13 protein-coding genes are annotated in these 19278 nt (G+C 59.4%); 8 read left to right on the top strand and 5 right to left on the bottom strand.

Going from position 1 to position 19278, the window contains the following annotated elements; genetic code table 11:
- Nucleotides 1-114: 114 nt before the first annotated feature.
- The 5 genes from CKW19_RS00860 (at nt 115) to CKW19_RS00880 (ending at nt 6642) form a co-directional block, all read left to right on the top strand.
- Nucleotides 115-3606, top strand: coding sequence for a response regulator (locus CKW19_RS00860; RefSeq protein WP_095056130.1), 3492 nt, complete (start codon nt 115-117; stop codon nt 3604-3606).
- Nucleotides 3607-4422, top strand: coding sequence for a protein-glutamate O-methyltransferase CheR (locus tag CKW19_RS00865; RefSeq protein WP_095056131.1), 816 nt, complete (start codon nt 3607-3609; stop codon nt 4420-4422).
- The gene (locus CKW19_RS00870; RefSeq protein WP_095056132.1) at nt 4419-5012 is read left to right on the top strand and encodes a chemotaxis protein CheB; all 594 of its coding nucleotides are present in this window, start codon (nt 4419-4421) and stop codon (nt 5010-5012) included. The genes CKW19_RS00865 and CKW19_RS00870 overlap by 4 nt, the downstream gene beginning before the upstream one ends.
- Nucleotides 5006-6187, top strand: a complete 1182-nt coding sequence (locus tag CKW19_RS00875; protein ID WP_095056133.1) for a hybrid sensor histidine kinase/response regulator — start codon at nt 5006-5008, stop codon at nt 6185-6187. The genes CKW19_RS00870 and CKW19_RS00875 overlap by 7 nt, the downstream gene beginning before the upstream one ends.
- Nucleotides 6188-6264: 77 nt before the next feature.
- The gene (locus tag CKW19_RS00880; RefSeq protein WP_095056134.1) at nt 6265-6642 is read left to right on the top strand and encodes a response regulator; all 378 of its coding nucleotides are present in this window, start codon (nt 6265-6267) and stop codon (nt 6640-6642) included.
- Nucleotides 6643-6645: 3 nt separating this feature from the next.
- On the opposite strand, the gene CKW19_RS00885 is transcribed toward CKW19_RS00880, so the two are convergent.
- From CKW19_RS00885 to CKW19_RS00895, 3 genes are all read right to left on the bottom strand, one after another.
- Nucleotides 6646-8316: a response regulator gene (locus tag CKW19_RS00885; RefSeq protein ID WP_095056135.1), complete on the bottom strand. Its 1671-nt coding sequence runs from the start codon at nt 8314-8316 to the stop codon at nt 6646-6648.
- The gene (locus tag CKW19_RS00890) at nt 8313-9815 is read right to left on the bottom strand and encodes an ATPase domain-containing protein (protein WP_095056136.1); all 1503 of its coding nucleotides are present in this window, start codon (nt 9813-9815) and stop codon (nt 8313-8315) included. The genes CKW19_RS00885 and CKW19_RS00890 overlap by 4 nt, the downstream gene beginning before the upstream one ends.
- Nucleotides 9816-9928: 113 nt before the next feature.
- Entirely contained in the window at nt 9929-10984 is a 1056-nt protein-coding gene (locus CKW19_RS00895; RefSeq protein ID WP_095056137.1) for a lipopolysaccharide assembly protein LapB, read from the bottom strand.
- 202 nt (nt 10985-11186) lie between these two features.
- On the opposite strand from CKW19_RS00895, the gene CKW19_RS00900 reads away from it, so the two are divergent.
- Genes CKW19_RS00900 through CKW19_RS00910 form a run of 3 tightly spaced genes read left to right on the top strand, consistent with a single transcriptional unit; the run spans nt 11187 to nt 14479 of the window.
- Nucleotides 11187-13334, top strand: coding sequence for an FUSC family protein (locus CKW19_RS00900; RefSeq protein WP_177408756.1), 2148 nt, complete (start codon nt 11187-11189; stop codon nt 13332-13334).
- The gene (locus CKW19_RS00905; protein WP_095056139.1) at nt 13324-13524 is read left to right on the top strand and encodes a DUF1656 domain-containing protein; all 201 of its coding nucleotides are present in this window, start codon (nt 13324-13326) and stop codon (nt 13522-13524) included. Before CKW19_RS00900 ends, CKW19_RS00905 begins: the two co-directional genes overlap by 11 nt.
- Nucleotides 13525-13528: 4 nt before the next feature.
- On the top strand, nt 13529-14479 hold the full coding sequence (locus CKW19_RS00910; protein ID WP_095056140.1) for an HlyD family secretion protein: 951 nt from the start codon (nt 13529-13531) through the stop codon (nt 14477-14479).
- Between the two features lie 195 nt (nt 14480-14674).
- Here CKW19_RS00910 and CKW19_RS00915 read toward each other — a convergent pair whose 3' ends face one another.
- The gene (locus CKW19_RS00915; RefSeq protein ID WP_095056141.1) at nt 14675-16096 is read right to left on the bottom strand and encodes an efflux transporter outer membrane subunit; all 1422 of its coding nucleotides are present in this window, start codon (nt 16094-16096) and stop codon (nt 14675-14677) included.
- Nucleotides 16093-19272, bottom strand: coding sequence for an efflux RND transporter permease subunit (locus tag CKW19_RS00920; protein WP_095056142.1), 3180 nt, complete (start codon nt 19270-19272; stop codon nt 16093-16095). Before CKW19_RS00920 ends, CKW19_RS00915 begins: the two co-directional genes overlap by 4 nt.
- Between the last annotated feature and the right edge of the window lie 6 nt (nt 19273-19278).

The raw sequence follows: 19278 nt of genomic DNA on the forward strand, positions 1-19278 counted from the left end.
GTGTGGTAGCACTGGAACGTAGGACTTTGCGCGAAAACATGTCAGAAAATTGGATCCCTTTGCCGTTTTTGGGGCAAACTCGTTGCATTCTGACGGTTCGACAAGGCCTGCCCCATGACCCCCGGTTCTTTGGTTGATGAGCAACGATTTCGTAAACTCCTGAGCCGCAACATCAGCCTGCCGTTGGGGCTGGGCGTTATCAGTGCGGTGTTCTTCGTTTCGCTGATTACCTATCTGTTATCGACGATCCAATGGGTGGAGCACTCCGACCGGGTGATCAATAACGCCAATGAAGCGGTCAAGCTGACGGTTGACCTGGAAACCGGCATGCGCGGCTTTCTGCTCAGTGGCGACGAACACTTCCTCGATCCTTACGAGACCGGCAAGCCGCGTATAAACGTCGCCCTCAACACCTTGTTCGAACTGACGGCTGACAACCCGGTGCAGACCGACCGTTTGCGCCGATTGCAGGCATTGCAGCTGGAATGGACCAACTACGCGCAATCACTGATCGATTTGCAGCGTGTCAGTGGGGATTACCGTGGTGCGGTCCGCTCGGGGCGCGGCAAGCGGCTGACCGATGAAATCCGCAAACAGTTTGAAGCCGTTATCGACACCGAGCAGCAGTTGCGGATCTCTCGCAACGAAGAGGTCCGTCGCACGACCATCATGAGCATCAGCTTTTATCTGCTGTTTATCGCCGGGGTCAGTGGCTTGTTGTCCTACATCGGTCGCCGGGATTTGCTCAAGCTTTCGCAAAGTTACAGCGCTACGCTGGCTGCGCAAAAAGCCAGCGCTTCGCGTCTGGAGCAACAGGCCTGGCTGCGCAACGGGCAGACCGAGCTGGCCGAGCAAGTGCTGGGGCAACTGAGCCTGAACATGCTGGGTCGCAACATCCTGCTATTTTGCGCGCAGTACCTTGGCATGGCGGTGGGGGCGATTTATGTACGCGAAGAGCACGGCGGCCTCAAACGCATGGCGTCCTACGGTTTTTCCCGTGAACAGGAGGCCCTCGACCAACAGATTGACAGTGACGAAGGCATAATCGGCCAAGTGGTGCAACGGGCACGGCTGGTCCGCCTCGACGAGGTTCCGGCCGATTACTTCAAGGTCAGTTCCGGGCTTGGCGAAGGTTTGCCGCGCAGTGTGCTGGTGGTGCCGACCAGCGACGACGACCGGGTCAACGGTGTCATCGAACTGGGTTTTCTGCGCCCGCTGAACGACCGTGACATCGAGTTGCTGGAGTTGATCGCCAGCAACATCGGAACGTCCATCGAGGCTGCGCGTTATCGTCATCGCTTGCAGGAAGTACTGGCCCAGACCCAGCGACTCAACGAAGAGTTGCAAGTGCAACAGGAAGAACTCAAGACCGCGAACGAAGAGCTCGAGGAGCAGTCGCGCATCCTCAAGGAATCCCAGGCGCATCTTGAAACCCAGCAAGTGGAGCTCGAGCAAACCAACGAACAACTTGCCGAGCAAGCCGAGGTGCTGGCCGAGCAACGCGACGCCATGGACCTGAAGAACACCGAACTCAATCTGGCCCAGCTCCAGCTCGAAGAGCGTGCTGACGAGTTGCAGCGTTCGAGCCAGTACAAGTCCGAATTCCTCGCCAACATGTCCCACGAGCTGCGCACGCCGCTTAACAGCTCGTTGATCCTGGCCAAGCTGCTGGCAGAAAACGCTCAGGAAAATCTCAGCGCCGAACAGGTCAAGTTCGCCGAGTCGATCTACTCCGCCGGTAATGACCTGCTGAACCTGATCAACGACATTCTCGACATTTCCAAGGTCGAGGCCGGCAAGCTGGAGATCCGTCCCGAGAACACCAGCGTGGCACGCCTGGTGGATGGCTTGCGCGGGATGTTCCAGCCGTTGGCTGCGGACAAGCAGCTGGAGTTCCAGATAACGCTGCAGGACGGCGCGCCCGGGATGGTGTTCACTGACCGTCAACGCCTGGAACAAGTCCTCAAGAATCTGTTATCCAACGCGGTGAAATTTACCGAGAACGGCAGCGTCAGCCTGCGGGTCGATACGGCGCCAAACGATGGTATTGCATTCATCATTCAAGATTCCGGTATCGGCATCGCCGGGAACCAGCAGGAAAGCATTTTCGAAGCGTTCCGTCAGGCCGATGGCACCACCAACCGCCGTTACGGCGGCACCGGGCTGGGCCTGTCGATCTCCCGTGATCTGGCAACGTTGCTGGGCGGCTCCATCAGCGTCAGCAGTGCGCCGGGGCAGGGCAGCGTGTTTACGCTGGTGTTGCCGCTACATTATGTGGAACCGGGCGAAAATCCGGTCGAGCCGATGAGGATGGCGCCTGCCATGGCGCCCGCCCGCGTAGAACCCGAGGCGCTGTCGTCGTTGATTGCCGAGGTCGACATTCCGCGCTTCGACGATGACCGCCACAAAGGGCCGTTTTCCAGTCGCTGCATCCTGGTGGTGGAAGATGAACCGAACTTCGCGCACATCCTCTATGACCTGGCTCATGAGTTGGGCTATCACTGCCTGGTGGCCCATGGTGCCGACGAGGGCTACGACCTGGCCAAGACCTTCATCCCGGACGCCATCCTGCTGGACATGCGCTTGCCCGACTATTCCGGCTTGACCGTGCTGCAACGACTGAAGGCACACGCGCAAACCCGGCATATCCCGGTGCATGTGATTTCGGTCGAAGATCGTGTTGAAGCCGCGATGCACATGGGCGCCGTAGGTTATGCCGTTAAACCGACCACTCGCGAAGAGCTCAAGGACGTGTTTACCCGCCTTGAGGCCAAGCTGACCCAGAAGGTCAAACGGGTGTTGCTGGTCGAAGACGATGATTTGCAGCGCGACAGCATTGCCCGCCTGATCGGCGACGATGACATCGAAATCACCGCCGTTGGCCTGGCGCAAGAGGCGCTGGACTTGCTGCGTACATCGGTTTTCGATTGCATGATCATCGACCTCAAGTTGCCGGACATGCTGGGCAACGACTTGCTCAAACGCATGTCCACGGAAGACATCTGCTCGTTTCCGCCGGTCATCGTCTACACCGGTCGCAACCTGACCCGGGATGAAGAGGCCGAACTGCGCAAGTATTCGCGGTCGATCATCATCAAGGGCGCACGCTCGCCCGAACGCCTGCTCGACGAGGTGACGCTGTTTCTGCACAAAGTCGAATCGCGGCTGTCCCATGAGCGGCAGCAAATGCTCAAGGTCGCCCGCAGTCGCGATAAAGTGTTCGAGGGGCGCAAGGTGCTGTTGGTTGATGACGATGTCCGCAATATTTTTGCCCTGACCAGTGCGCTGGAGCAAAAGGGTGCGGTGGTGCTCATCGGGCGCAACGGCCGGGAAGCGATCGAACGATTGAATGAAGTCGACGACATCGATCTGGTGTTGATGGACGTGATGATGCCGGAGATGGATGGCTTCGAGGCCACTATCGAGATCCGTAAGGACCCGCGCTGGCGCAAGCTGCCGATCATTGCGGTGACGGCCAAGGCCATGAAGGACGATCAGGAACGATGCCTGCAGGCCGGTGCCAACGATTACCTGGCCAAGCCCATTGACCTGGATCGCCTGTTTTCACTGATTCGTGTGTGGTTACCGAAAATGGAACGTATCTAAGTGGAGCGTAATACCGAGATTGAATTGCGGTTGTTGATCGAAGCGATCTACCTCAAGTACAGCTACGACTTTCGCGATTACGCCGGCGCTTCGATCAAGCGCCGGGTGACTCATGCGTTGAGCCAGTTCGAGTGCAATACCATCTCGGCCTTGCAGGAAAAGATCCTGCACGATCCGAAGGCGTTCATGCAGCTGCTGCAATTGTTGACGATCCCGGTCAGCGAAATGTTCCGCGACCCTTCGCACTTCCTGGCGATTCGCAAGGAAGTGGTGCCGCTGCTGCGGACCTATCCTTCGATCAAGATCTGGATCGCCGGTTGCAGTACCGGTGAAGAGGTCTATTCGATGGCCATTTTGCTGCGCGAGGAGGGCTTGCTGGACCGTACCATCATCTATGCCACCGACATCAATCCGCGCTCGCTGGAAAAAGCCAAGCAAGGGATTTTCTCGATGGAGAACGTACGCGCCTACACTGCTAACTATCAGCAGGCCGGTGGCCAGCATTCGTTTGCCGACTACTACACGGCAGCGTATGGCTACGCCATTTTCGACAAGTCATTGTGTGAGAACGTGACCTTCGCCGATCACAGCCTGGCAACGGACAGTGTTTTCTCGGAAACGCAATTGATATCGTGCCGTAACGTACTGATTTACTTTAATAAAAGACTTCAGGATCGAGCATTTGGATTGTTTCACGAATCCCTTTGCCATCGTGGATTTCTGGTGTTGGGGAGCAAGGAAACCCCGGATTTTTCGGCGTTCGGCGATCAGTTCGAGCCGTTGGTCAAACAGGAGCGGATCTACCGTAAATCATGAGCAGCGCAACGGATTTAACTGCTATCGAAGCAATCGTGATCGGTGCCTCCGCCGGGGGCGTCGAGGCGCTGTTGAGCATTCTCGGCACGCTGCGCGAAGGCTTCACATTGCCGATTATCGTGGTGCTGCACTTGCCCGACCAGCGCTGCAGTCATTTGGCCGAAGTGTTTGCCAGGCGGGTAGCCTTGCCGGTGATTGAGGCGTGCGACAAAACACCGGTCGACGCTGGCACCTTGTATTTCGCGGCGCCGGGTTATCACTTGTCGGTGGAGCAGGATCGAAGTTTTTCCCTGAGCCTGGAGCCTCGGTTGCATCACTCGCGCCCGGCCATCGATTACTTGTTCGAATCGGCCTCCGATGCCTACGGAGCCCACCTGGCCGCCGTACTGCTGACCGGAGCCAACCGCGACGGCGCGCGCGGACTGACTCATGTCAAACAGCAGGGTGGCCTGACCATCGTGCAAGACCCGCAAGAAGCTCAAGTCGCCACCATGCCGCAGGCGGCACTGGCAATGCACCTGCCAGACCACATCCTCCCTATACGCGGCATTGGCCGTCTGCTTGTCGAGCTGGAACGAATCGCATGTTAAGTACTGTCCAGGCCAAACTGCTGATCGTCGACGATCTGCCGGAGAATCTTCTGGCGCTCGAAGCGCTGATCAAGCGTGAAGACCGTTTGGTGTTCAAGGCGCTCTCTGCCGATGAAGCCTTGTCGCTGCTGTTGCAGCACGAATTTGCCATGGCCATTCTCGACGTGCAGATGCCGGGCATGAACGGCTTCGAGCTCGCCGAATTGATGCGCGGCACTGAAAAGACCAGAAACATCCCGATTGTGTTCGTCAGTGCGGCCGGCCGTGAGTTGAACTACGCCTTCAAGGGTTATGAAAGCGGCGCCGTGGACTTTCTGCACAAGCCGCTGGATATCCAGGCGGTCAAGAGCAAGGTCAACGTGTTCGTCGAGCTGTACCGACAGAGCAAGGCGATGAAAGAACAGGTCCTGGCCCTGGAGCAGAGCCGCCGCGAGCAGGAAGCGCTGTTGCAACAGTTGCAAAGCACTCAGTTGGAACTGGAGCAGGCGGTGCGTATGCGCGATGACTTCATGTCCATCGTCGCCCACGAAGTGCGCACGCCGCTCAATGGCCTGATCCTCGAAACCCAGCTGCGCAAGATGCACCTGGCCCGGAACAATGCCGCCGCGTTCACCCCGGATAAAATGCACGCTATGGTCGACCGCGACGAGCGGCAGATCAACAGCCTGATCCGCCTGATCGAGGACATGCTCGACGTGTCGCGCATTCGCACCGGCAAGTTGTCGATTCGGCCCACACACTTTGATCTGGCAGCGCTGGTTCGTGGTTTGTTGCAAAATTTTGCCCAGCAGTTCGAAGCCGCCGAGGCCAGCGTCAGCCTTGATGCCGAGCAGCCGGTGAACGGCAGCTGGGATGAATTCCGGATTGAGCAGGTGATTTCCAATCTGTTGACCAACGCCCTTCGGTACGGCGCCAAGAGCCCGATCACGGTGAAGGTGTACAGTGACGGCGATCAGGCGCTGGTGGAGGTGCAGGATCAGGGCATCGGCATCAGCGAAGACAACCAGAAGCGAATTTTCCAGCAGTTCGAACGGGTGTCGGTCAAAGAAGCCGTCGCCGGGCTGGGCCTGGGATTGTTTATTTCAGAACAGATTGTGGCCGCCCATGGCGGTACTATTACCGTCCAGAGCAGGATTGGCGAAGGCGCCTTGTTTCGCGTTTGTCTGCCGCTGTAGGAAAACAGCCCAAAAAACGCAACCTCTGAGCGACTCCAAGGTCGTATCAGCAGCAATTGACTGAACAAAGGCTTCCCATGAGTGAAGATGCGCAAGATGTAGTACTCGTCGTCGAGGATGATCCGTCGATTCTGATGGTGTTGTCGGCCTATCTATCGGGCGAGGGCTACCGCGTCTTGCAGGCCGAAAACGGTGAGCAGGCGTTTGAGATTCTCGCCAGCAAACCGCACCTGGACATGATGATCACCGACTTCCGTCTGCCGGGTGGCATTTCCGGCGTGCAGATCGCCGATCCTGCCGTGAAGCTGCGACCGGAACTCAAGGTGATTTTCATCAGCGGCTACGCCCAGGAAATCCGCGAGACGGACAGCCCGATCACGCGCAAGGCGCCGATTCTCGACAAGCCGTTTGATCTGGACAAGCTGCAAGAGCTGATGCAGGACATGCTTTCGTAGGCATCAAACCCTGATCATCTCCCGCACCTTCGCCGTCAACAGATCGAAGGTGAACGGCTTGGTGATCATCTGCATGCCCGGATCGAGGAAGCCCCCGCGCACCGCCGCATGTTCGGCGTAACCGGTGATGAACAAGACCCGCAGGTCAGGCCGCAGCTGTCGGCCGATTTCCGCCAGTTGCCGGCCATTCATGCCGGGCAGGCCGACGTCGCTGATCAGCAGGTCGATGCGCTGGAGCGAATCCAGGATCGGCACCGCGCTGTCGGCATCACGGGCCTCGACGAAGGCATACCCCAGATCACTCAACACGGTACTGACCAGTACCCGTACTGCCGGATCGTCTTCGACAATCAACACGGTCTCGCCTTTTTGCGCGTAAGGCGCATGCTGGATATTGATCGGACTGTCCTGTGGCAACTCGCCACCGAAGCGCGGCAAATACAGGTTCACCGTGGTGCCTTTACCGACTTCGCTTTGAATGGCGACGTGACCGCCCGATTGTTTGCTGAAGCCATAAATCATCGATAACCCAAGGCCGGTGCCCTGGCCAATCGGCTTGGTGGTGAAGAACGGATCGAAAGCCCGGTTGATAATGCTTTGCGGCATGCCGCAGCCGGTGTCCGTGACGCTGAGCACCACATAGTCACCGGGCTCGAGATTGTTATGGGCTTCGGTGAAACCCATGTCCAGATGCTCATTCCAGGTTTTGACCAGCAAGCTCCCGCCATCGGGCATGGCATCCCGGGCATTGATCACGAGGTTGAGCAGGGCGCTTTCCAGTTGATTGGGGTCGGCTTCGGCGACCCACAGTTGCTCGTGGAGCTGCATGTCCAGGCGAATGCTTTCGTTGATGCTGCGTTGCAGCAGTTCGTCCATGGAAATCACCAGCGTATTCATTTCCACCGGTTTGGAATCAAGCGATTGGCGTCGGGAAAACGCTAACAGCCGATGGGTCAGGCCGGCGGCGCGGTTGGCCGACGTCACGCCCAGATCGATGAGGCTGTCCAGATCTTCGGTACGACCACGGGCCAGACGCCGACGCAGCAGCTCCAGGCTGCCGATGATGCCGGTCAGCATGTTGTTGAAGTCGTGGGCGATCCCGCCGGTGAGCTGTCCGACCGCTTCCATCTTCTGCGACTGGCGCAGCGCCTCTTCGTTGTGCCGCAACTGTGCCGTACGCTCTTCCACCTGTTGCTCAAGGGTTTCAAGCGTGTTTTGCAGGCGCAGTTCACTTTGGCTCAAGTCGATCAGCCGATCCCTGGCTTCGTACTGTCTTCGGCGTCCGCGCAGCGCCGTGGTGATCAGGCTGATCAGGGTAGCGGGATGAAAAGGGCGCTCCAGAAAGGTGACGTTGCCCAATTGCGAGCCAAGGCGTGACGCGGGGTTATTTTCCGGACCTCCATGGTGGGTCATCAGGACAATCGGCAGGTCCGACCAGGCCGGTTGTTGTTCGATCAGGCGCAGCAGCGGTTCAAGATCACTGCCCAGCAAAGCTTCAGACGAAACAAGCAACAGGCCTGCACCGTGCTTCAATTCGGCGCACAACCCGAACAGGTCGCGACAGATGACCCCGTCGACACCGGCCTCATTGAGCATCATCAAGGCGATCTGGCTGTCACGCCCGAGCGGCGCGAGGATGATGGCGCGCTCGGACGTTGCTTGCACATTCGTCACCGGATTTCATCCGCTAGCAATGGATTGCTGGCGCCCAGGTACGTGGGCACGCCACGCAAGACGCCCTGGAACGCTTCCAACGGTTCGCCGATGGTCATGCCTTGCGCGCTGATGCGGTATTCGCGAATGGTAGATTCATGGCTGCCGGTGCGTTTCTTGATGATCGAAATCGCCCGTCGCACCTTGCCCAGAGCCTCAAAATAACGCAGCAGAATCACCGTGTCGGCCAGGTACGTGATATCCACTGGCGCCTGCATGTCGCCGACCAATCCGTGCTGGGCAACGGTCATGAACGTCGCCGCGCCTTGACGATTGAGGTACAGCAACAACTCGTGCATGTGCAGCACCAGGGCATTTTCTTCCGGCATCGCAGCCTGATAGCCGTTGATGCTGTCGATCACCACGGTCTTGATATTGCCTTCATCCACGCAGCACCGGACCCGATGGGAAAACTCGCCGGGTGACAGCTCCGCAGCATCCACTTGCTCAATCAGCAGGTTGCCGGTGTCTTGCAGTGCCTTGAGGTCGATGCCGATGTTTTTCATGCGCTCGAACAGCAACCCCAGCTCTTCATCGAAGATAAACAGCGCGGCTTTTTCGCCACGGGCCACGGCCGCCGCCGCGAAGACCATCGAGATCAATGATTTACCGGTGCCGGCAGGGCCGAGGATCAGCGTGCTGGAGCCGGTTTCGATGCCGCCGCCGAGCAGGGCATCCATCTCGCGGATGCCGCTGGTCAACTGTTGACGCGTGTAAGTCCCGCGGTGCTCGGCCGCGACCAGGCGCGGGAACACGTGTACGCCGTCGCTCATGATGGTGAAGTCATGATAGCCGCCGCGGTATTTCTGGCCCCGGTACTTCACCACACGAATACGGCGCCGCTCAGCGCCGTAATTCGGCGTCAGTTCTTCCAGGCGAATGACCCCGTGGGCGACGCTGTGTACGGTCTTGTCCAACGATTCGGCGGTCAGGTCATCCAGCAGCAGCACCGTGGCGTCATAGCGCACAAAATAGTGTTTGATCGCCAGAATCTGCCGGCGATAGCGCAATGAGCTCTGGGCCAGCAGGCGGATTTCGGAAAGGCTGTCGAGGACGACGCGCGTCGGCTTGACCCGTTCGACCACTTCGAAGATCTGACGTGTGGCTTCACCCAGTTCCAGGTCGGAGGAGTACAGCAAGGTTTGCTGCTGCTCGGCGTTGAGCAGGCTTTCCGGAGGCGTCAGTTCGAAAATGTGGACGTTTTCGTCCAGCTCCCAGCCATGGGACCGGGCGCCCTGGCGTAACTCGCGCTCGGTCTCGGACAAGGTGATGTACAACGACCGCTCGCCGGCTTGCGCACCCGCTAACAGGAAGTGCAGCGCGACAGTGGTCTTGCCGGTGCCCGGCTCGCCTTCCAGTAAAAACAGATGACTGCGGGACAGCCCGCCATCAAGGATATCGTCCAGGCCTTCGATACCAGTGGCCGCTTTTTCACACGTGAACTCGTTGGATGTAGACAAAAAATGCCCTCTCATGATCAGGGGAAACGAGGCTGCCGTGCGAAGTGCCGTAATGGGCTGCCTGTTCACTTGACCGTTGGCCGAGACGACGGTTCAACGAAATTTTCACGGGGTCAAAGCCCTTGCTGAAGGGCCGGATCGTCGGGATTGAGCTGTTCGAGTTGCGCCAGGAGAATCTGCACGTTTTGCAGTTGACCGCTTTCCTTCCAGTAATTGATCAGCAAGACCCGTGCCTTGCGATCATTGGGGTAGCGCTGAACGATTTCCTGCAGTTGCTTTTGCGCGGCTTCCAGCTCGTGTTCAGCATACAACGTGGTGGCCAGGTCGTAGCGGTAGTCCTTGTTGTTCGGCTCAAGCTCGACGGCTTTGGACAGGCCGAGCAGGGCGAACTCGCTTTGCCCGTGATGCAGCAACCAAAGCCCCAGAGCATGTTGCAAATAGGCTGAGTTGGGTTGGGCCTGGAGTTGCTTGGCCAATAATTGCCCGGCGGCGTCGTTCTGGCCTTGCTTATCCAGTACGTCGATCTGCATCACCAGTGCGGGCAGATTGGCGGGATCCAGTCGCAACGTATTTTCCAGAGCCTGCTGCGCTTCTTTCAATTCGGCGTTGTGCAGGTGCAATCGGGCCAGCTGATACTGGTTTTCGGCACTTTGCGGTGCATTTTTGAGTACTTGCTCCCACGCATCGATGGCCTGCTGCAAGGGCCCGAAATACAAACCCAGGTCATCGGGCGACAAACCCAGCAACGCGTTGATCGCCGCCAGGCGCACGCTTTGCTCGCTGTCGTCGAGCAATGGCCCGATCAACAGGCTGCGCTGGCCATTGGGCACCAGGCCACTGATGCTCTTGATCGCCGCGATGCGAACCTCGGGCGACTCGTGCTGCAAGTCGGCATCCGCCAGTTTCAGGGCGACCGAGCTTGGGTAGTTGGGCAGTTCGGCATGCAGCCAGACCCGACGCTTGGGCTTGAGGTCCGGGCGCGCCAGTTGCTGGTAAAGCACTCGCGCGGCGCCAGGTTGGCCTGCTTTGGCTTTGGCCAACGCTTCGCTGTAACCGTTCTTGATCGCCTCGGGAATGACCGGGGCGGTGCTGCGCAGGGAAACCCACGCAAGGCCGATGACAAACAGGGCGCAGAGGCTGATGAGCAGATAGCGGCGGGACGTGGGCATGCAGAATCCGGGAGCTGGCAAGCTTTTGCAAAGGCGCCAGCTTCGGTCAGGCCGGGCTGTGAGTCAAACCCTTGGGTGGGTGAATCGCACTTCATCGGTACGAACGGGCCTTCAGCGGCCGATGAATAGCCCTGCATGCGCTGTCGACAGTGAAACCTGTCGAGGCAGCGAAGCAGTGACTACGCTTGCTGGAGATGACTCGATGAGCACTCCCATGCAAGCGTTGTTGCAGTATTTCAAAATGATGATCAATCCCGGGCGCGGGGTGTTGCTGTTCGCCCTGCGAACCATCGCCGCGGGGCTGCTGACACTGTACCTGGCCTTTCTGTTCGACCTGGAGCAACCCAAATGGTCGATCATGGCCGTGGTCATCATCAGTCAGCCGCTGGGCGGGATGGTGCTGGCCCGCAGTTTTGGCCAGGTGATCGGCACAACGCTGGGGGCGGTCGTCGCGGTGGTGATCATGGGCATTTTTCCCCAGGCGCCTTTACCGTTCATTACCACGCTGGCCTTGTGGCTGGCGCTGTGCACCGCCGGCGGCACGCTGTTGCGTTACACCAGTTCCCAGGCGTTCGTGCTCAGTGGCTACACCGCTGTAGTGGTGGCATTACTGGCTGTACCGGATCAGGACGGCATTTTTTTACTGGCCGTGACCCGTGTGACCGAGACGCTGCTGGCCGTCGCGTGCGTGTGTGTGGTCAGCCTGCTGACGGCCAGACCGGAGTCCGTCGCCCGGGACTACTTTGCGAAAATCGATCAAATCACCAAGTTACTGGCCACCCATGCAAGCGCCGTCATCCGTACCGAAGAAACCGAAGAGGATTTTCATCGTCGGCAAATGCAGCTCTTGGGCGAAATCAGCGCGCTGGAAGGTGTGCGCCGGCATCTGTATTTCGACGCGCCACGCTTGCGCAGCGCCAATGGCCTGGTGCAATTGCTGGGCAATCAGTTGGTGTTGTTGACGGCGCGACTCACCGCATTGCGCCACCAGCGCCTGCTGCTGACCGAGCGCTGGGAGGGCGAGTTGCCGGAAGAGATTCAGCGCTTGCGTGCCGAAGAGCTGGCCTTTCTCGATGAACTGGCGCAGCAGGGGCGTTCGCTGTCAGCCGAGAAACGCCACCACTTCACGACGCTGCAACAGCGTTTCGATGAACTGGCCTACCGCGCCGAACAACTCACCGAGACCATGCCGGCCACCTTGCGCTCCCTCGCCTGGTCGCTGCGCTGGGAACAGGCGCGCATGTTGCAGCAGCTTGAACAGATTCTCGAATTGAGCGATGCGATCCAGAGCGGACGTGCAGCCAGCAGCATGTATCGAGGTCAGGAAAACCCGCTGCACCTGGATTTCACCTTGGCGACCATGAACGCTGTTCGTGCATTCTCCGCGTTACTGGTGGCCGGCCTGATCTGGATCGAAACCGGCTGGGACGGAGCGCGGGGCGGGATGGTGCTGGTGGGGATTCTCTGCTCGCTGATGGCCACATTTCCACGGCCCTTGCTGGCTGTTCAGAGCTACGCGCGAGGATTCGGACTGGCGCTGGTGGTTTCAGCGCTGCTTCAGTTCATGCTTGTGCCCATGATCAGCAACTTCGAGTTGCTGGCATTGTTGCTGGTGCCCTTGCTTTACGCCGTCGCGGTGGGGCTTTCCAGTCCGCCCACCACCGGGACCGGCATTGGGCTGGGTCTCACGACGTTTCTGATGTTCGGCCCGCAAAACATCGGGCTCGGTCAAAACACCGCTATCCAGTGGTTCGAATTTGCCGGGGCCTATACCTGCGCCACGGTACTGGCGCTGAGTGTTTATTCGTTGATCTTCCCGTTCCGGCCTGACCTGCGTCTGCGTCGCCTGCATCAGGAGAACGGCGAGCAGGTGTACGCCTTGCTCAAGACGTCAGCCACCGATGAGCAGCAATTTGCCTTCGAAAGCCGGATGGTCGACCGCTTGACCATGATGCTGGGACTGCTGCCGGCGACACAGGACCCGCAGTCGCGGGAACTGTTTCAGGTCAGCCTGGGCAGCATGGCACTGGGCATTGCCTTGAATCAGCTCAGGCAGCAGGGACAAAACAACGACTTGCTGAGCCCGGACATTCAAGGTCGCCTGTTCGCAGCGGTCCGGCAAACCGGGCGCCTGGTTGCGGGGCGCCCCGGAGTTGAGCCGGAAGCGGTCCTTGCAGACCTGCGTACCTTGGGTGATGAGCTGGATGGCTTGCACTCAAGCGTTCACGAACATCTGTGGTCGGTCTTCCGGATGCGCGTCGCGCTGTTGATCGTGGTGTCGTTCGTTGAACGCTATCGCCACTATTTTGAACCCGCACCTGACCAAGGAGAACCCGCACTTGCCCATTGATCTGGAAATAGGAGGTGTTTATCTACCCCCGATAGCCCAGGCGTTGATTCTGGGGCTCCCGGTTTTCCTGCTGCTGGACTGGGTCTTGCGGCGCCTTGGCGTGTTGCAGTTCGTCTGGCATGAGGCGCTGTTCGAAGGCGCGTTGTATGTCTGTGTCTGTGCAACCTTGATTTTGTTGATGGGAGTTTGAGCCATTGAAGACCCTTTTTTCTCGACTCACGACCGTCGCAGTGGTGGTGCTGGCATTGGTCCTGGGCTGGTTTGCCTGGGAGCATTACACCCGCGCGCCCTGGACCCGGGACGCACGAGTGCGTGCGGATGTGGTGACCCTGTCCGCCGATGTATCGGGGCGGATTGTCAGCTTGGCCGTGCAGGACAACCAGCACGTGGACAAGGGCCAGCTGCTGCTGGAGATCGACCCGGCGCGGTACAACCTGGCGGTGGAACATGCCAAGCGCGGAGTGGAAGTGGCGAAAGCTTCCCTCGGGCAGGCCGAGGCATCGATTACGGCCAGTGAAGCACTGCTCAAACAACGTCAGAGCGAGGAACTACGTCGACGCACACTCAAGGATCGTTCGGCGATTTCCGGCGAAGAATGGGAGAAAGCCAATACGGACGCCGCCGTCGCCCAGGCGGACTTGCTGCGAAATCAGGCCAATCTGGTGTTGGCGCAGGCCAATGTGCAATTGGCCATCGCCGCATTGACCCAGTCCGAGCTCAATTTGCAGCGCACGCGGGTGATTTCGCCGGTCACGGGCTTTGTCACCAACCTGTTGACCCGAGAGGGTGATTACGCTTCCACCGGCGGGCCTTTGCTGGCGCTGGTGGACAGCAGTTCGTTTTATGTCAGCGGCTATTTTGAAGAAACCAAGCTGCCCCGGATCGGGCAGGGCGACCGGGTGAAAATCGAGTTGATGAGCGGCGAGACCTTCTATGGCTCCGTGCAAAGCATTGCCTACGCCATCGCCGACCGGGAAAACCTGCCGGGCGGGCGCCTGCTGGCGAATATCAATCCCAGCTATACGTGGGTGAAACTGGCACAGCGGGTGCCGGTGCGGATTGAGATTGATGCTGACTATGCCGGTAAAGACAAACTGAGGGCCGGGACAACGGCTACGGTGACGGTCGAAGAAAATCACCGCTAACCCCTGTAGGAGCGAGCCAGCTCGCGAAATATTCGATGACGACGAGGTGAATCAGGTTTGCCGGGCAACATAGAATCTCCCGCAAGAGGGCAGGTGGTGTTTTTGAGAAGACAAAAAAAGCCCCGCGACCGAATGAGACGCAGGGCTAAGAAATTGGTTGGTTGCGGCCAACCAAAGGAGCGCTTTAAAACCGAGTTACTTGCTGGCGACCGTCTCCGGTTGCCAGCCGCCACCGAGTGCCTTGTAGATCGCCACGATGCCGCGATACAGGTCAACTTCGGCCTGGGCTTGGGTGTCTTCGGCGGCCAAGCGTTCGCGCTGGGCGTCGAGTAACACCAGGAAATCGGCGGTGCCTTCGCGATAGCGGATCTCCGCCAGATCGGCGGCCGAACGACTGGACTCGCTCTGACGAATCAACGAAATCAGCCGTTGTTGGCGTTTGCCGTAGTCGCTGAATGCGTTTTCCGATTCCTCCAGGGCCAGCAGCACTTGTTGCTCATAAGTCGCCAAGGCGCCTTCGGCATCGGCATCGGCACCGCGCAAACGGGCGCGCACACTGCCAAGGTCGAACGCCGCCCAGGTGATGCTCGGGCCAAGCGCCCAGGCGTTGGCCGCCGAGGAACCAATCTGCGAACCGCGCCCGGCGGTGAACCCAAGGAAACCGCTGAGGCTGACCCGAGGGAACAAATCAGCCTTGGCCACACCGATGCGCGCCGTGGCCGAAGCCAGTTTGCGTTCAGCGCTGAGGATGTCCGGACGGCGTTGCAGCAGTTCGCCCGGATCACCAATCGGCAGGGCCTTGGCAATCGCCGGCAGGTCTTTCGGGCTCAGGTCCACGGTGAGCTTGTCCGGACGCTCACCCAGCAGGGTAGCGATACGGTTTTTCTGCCGGACCTGTTCGGCCTGCAATTGCGGCACGCTGGCTTCAACCGACGCCAGACGCGCATCGGCGCGTTCGACGTCGAGCTGATCACCCACCCCGGCATCACGCAGACTGATGGTGATCTTGCGTGACTCCTGCTGGTTCTGCAGGTTGGCCAATGCGATCTTTTCCCGCAGTTGTGCACCGCGCAGTTGACCGTAAGCGTCCACCAGCTCAGCAATCATGGTGACTTGCAGCTGATACAGGTCAGCCTCGATGGCCTGCTGTTCGGCGTTGGCCGATTCCAGATTGCGCTGGATGCGGCCAAACAGGTCAATCTCCCAGGCCATGTCCAACCCCAGGTCATAGCGTTCGCTATTGACCCGGTCGGTGGTCTGTCCCGGAATCTGGCCTTTGCCCAGATCGCTGCTGGCCCGGCTGGTGATGGTCGGCATGGCGTCATTGCTGACGTCATCACGGATCGCCCGGGCCGCTTTCCAGCGAGCGAAAGCGACGCGCAAATCACGGTTGCCCTTGAGCGATTCGAGCACCAACTGGTCAAGGGTCGGGTCCTCGAACTGCTGCCACCAGATGCCTTCGAAACGCGAGCGGTCGAAGTTTTTCTGGCCGGCGGCGCCATCGGTGGCGGTGGTGATATTGGCCGGTTCCGTGGCTGGTGTCTTGTAGTCCGGGCCGACGGCACAGGCGCTCAGCGCCAGTACCAGCAGGCTCGGCAGGAAGGCTTTCAGACTCATTGTTGCGACTCCAGTTTCAGCGCCCGGGCGGCCTTGCGCGCTTGACCGCGCTCGACAAAGTTACGGATCAATACGTAGAACACCGGCGTCAGCAACAGACCGAAGAAGGTCACCCCGAGCATCCCGGAGAACACCGCCACACCCATGGCATGACGCATTTCCGCACCGGCACCGCTGGAGAACACCAGAGGCACCACACCCATGATGAACGCGAAGGAGGTCATCAGGATCGGCCGCAGACGCAGACGGCACGCTTCGAGTACCGCCGCCAGCGGGCTTAAGCCTTCCTCTTGTTTGTCCTTGGCAAACTCGACGATCAGGATCGCGTTCTTACAGGCAAGCCCCACCAGAACGATCAGGCCAATCTGGGTAAAGATGTTGTTGTCGCCACCGGAAGCGATCACCCCGGTGATGGCCGACAGCAGGGTCATCGGTACGATCAGGATCACCGCCAGTGGCAGGCTCCAGCTTTCGTATTGAGCCGCCAGTACCAGGAACGCCAGCAGTACGCAGAGCGGGAACACGAACAGTGCGGTGTTGCCGGACAGAATCTGCTGGTAGGTCAGGTCGGTCCATTCGTAGGTCATGCCGTTCGGCAGTTCTTCCTTGAGCAGTTTCTCGATGGCTTTTTCGGCCTGGCCGGAGCTGTAGCCGGGTGCGGCCGCGCCGTTGATTTCAGCGGTGATGAAGCCGTTGTAGTGCATCACGCGGTCCGGCCCCGAGGTGTCGGTGACCTTGATGAAGGTCGCCAGCGGGATCATCTCGCCCTTGTTGTTACGCACTTTCAGCTGGCCGATCTGGTCGGATTCGAGTCGGAACTGTTGCTCGGCCTGAACGTTGACCTGATAGGTGCGACCGAAGCGGTTGAAGTCGTTGGCATACAGCGAACCCAGGTAGATCTGCAGGGTGTCGAAGATGTCGCTGACGGCCACGCCGTGGGTCTTGGCTTTTTCTCGGTCGATGGCGGCATCGACCTGCGGCACGTTCACGGTGTAACTGGTGAACAGCCCAGCCAGTTCGGGCACGTTGTGGCTTTTGTTGATGATGTTCATGGTTTCCTTGTACAGCTCTTCGTAGCCCAGGTTGCCCCGGTCTTCGATTTGCAGGCGGAAACCACCGATGGTGCCCAGGCCTTGTACCGGCGGCGGCGGGAAGATCGCCATGTACGCTTCCTGGATGTCCGCGTATTGGCCGTTCAAGGCACCGGCAATCGCACCGGCAGACATGCTCGGGTCTTTACGTTCGTCGAATGGTTTGAGGGTCACGAACACGATGCCGGCGTTCGGGCTGTTGGTGAAACCGTTGATCGACAGGCCCGGGAAGGCCACGGCACTTTCCACGCCGGGTTGCTTCAGCGCCATCTCGGACATGCGCTTGATCACGTCTTCGGTGCGGTCCAGGCTCGAGGCATCCGGCAATTGCGCGAAGGCCACCAGGTATTGCTTGTCCTGGCCGGGTACGAAACCGGTCGGGGTGCTGGAGAAACCGAAGAAGGTCAGCACCATCAAGCCGGCGTACAGCAGCAGGGCGATACCGCTGGAGCGGATCACGCGGGCAACGGTGCCGACGTAACCATGGCTGGCCTTTTCAAAGAAGCGGTTGAACGGTCGGAACAACCAGCCACCGAAAATCTTGTCCAGCACCTTGGAGAAACGGTCTTTCGGTGCGTCATGGCCCTTGAGCAATACCGCGGCCAATGCCGGCGACAGGGTCAGCGAGTTGAAGGCCGAGATCACCGTCGAAATCGCAATGGTCAGGGCGAACTGCTTGTAGAACTGCCCGGTCAACCCGGAGATGAACGCCGCCGGAATAAACACCGCACACAGCACCAGCGCCGTGGCAATGATCGGGCCGGTCACTTCACGCATGGCGCGCTTGGTGGCTTCGACGGGAGTGAGTCCGAGTTCGATGTTCCGTTCGACGTTTTCCACCACCACGATCGCATCGTCCACCACGATACCAATCGCCAATACCAGGCCGAACAGCGACAAGGCGTTGAGCGAGAAGCCAAACAGGTGCATCACCGCAAACGTACCGATCAGCGACACCGGCACAGCGACCAATGGAATGATCGAGGCGCGCCAGGTTTGCAGGAACAGGATCACCACCAGCACCACGAGGATCAGCGCTTCGAAGAGGGTGTGAACCACCGCCTCGATGGAGCCGCGCACGAAGATCGTCGGGTCATAGACGATGCTGAAGTCCATGCCTTCGGGGAAGTTCTTCTTCAGCTCGGCCATTTTTGCCCGAACCTCGTTGGAGATCTCGATGGCGTTGGAACCCGGACGCTGGAAGATCGGGATCGCCACCGCCGGCTGGTTGTTCAGCAGGGAGCGCAAGGCGTACTGACTGGAACCCAGTTCAACGCGGGCGATGTCCTTGAGGCGAGTGATTTCACCGTTGTCGCCAGAGCGAATGATGATGTTCTCGAACTCTTCCTCGGACACCAGCCGGCCCTGAGTGTTGACCGACAGCTGGAACGCCGTGGCATTCGGCGCTGGCGGTGCACCCAACGCACCGGCCGCCACTTGACGGTTCTGCTCACGAATAGCAGTCACCACATCGGTCGCGGTCAGATTGCGCGAAGCGGTCTTGTTCGGATCGAGCCATACCCGCAGCGAGTAATCGCCCATGCCGAACAGCTGCACATCACCGACACCGCCCAGGCGTGCCAGCTCATCCTTGATGTTGAGCAGGGCGTAGTTGGACAGGTACAGCATGTCGTAGCGTTTGTCCGGCGAGGTCAAGTGCACAACCATGGTCAGGTCGGGCGACGCCTTGTCCACGGTGATACCGATGCGCGTCACTTCCTCGGGCAGTTTTGGCTCGGTCCGGGTCACGCGGTTCTGCACCTGCACCTGGGCGTTGTCCAGGTCAGTGCCCAGCGCGAAAGTGATGGTCAGGGTGATCTTGCCGTCAGCGGTGGACTGCGAGGACATGTACAGCATGTTCTCGACGCCGGTGATGGCTTGCTCCAGCGGCGCGGCCACGGTTTCGCCGATGACTTTCGGGTTGGCACCCGGGAAGTTGGCGCGGACCACAACGGTGGGTGGCACGACTTCCGGGTATTCGCTGATCGGCAACTGGAACAGCGAGATCGCCCCGGCGATCAGGATCAGCAGCGACAGCACTGCCGCGAAGATCGGCCGCGAAATGAAGAACTGGGAAAAATTCATCGTAGA

It is taken from the genome of Pseudomonas sp. Irchel s3f7 (genome assembly GCF_900187615.1).
Taxonomy (GTDB): domain Bacteria; phylum Pseudomonadota; class Gammaproteobacteria; order Pseudomonadales; family Pseudomonadaceae; genus Aquipseudomonas.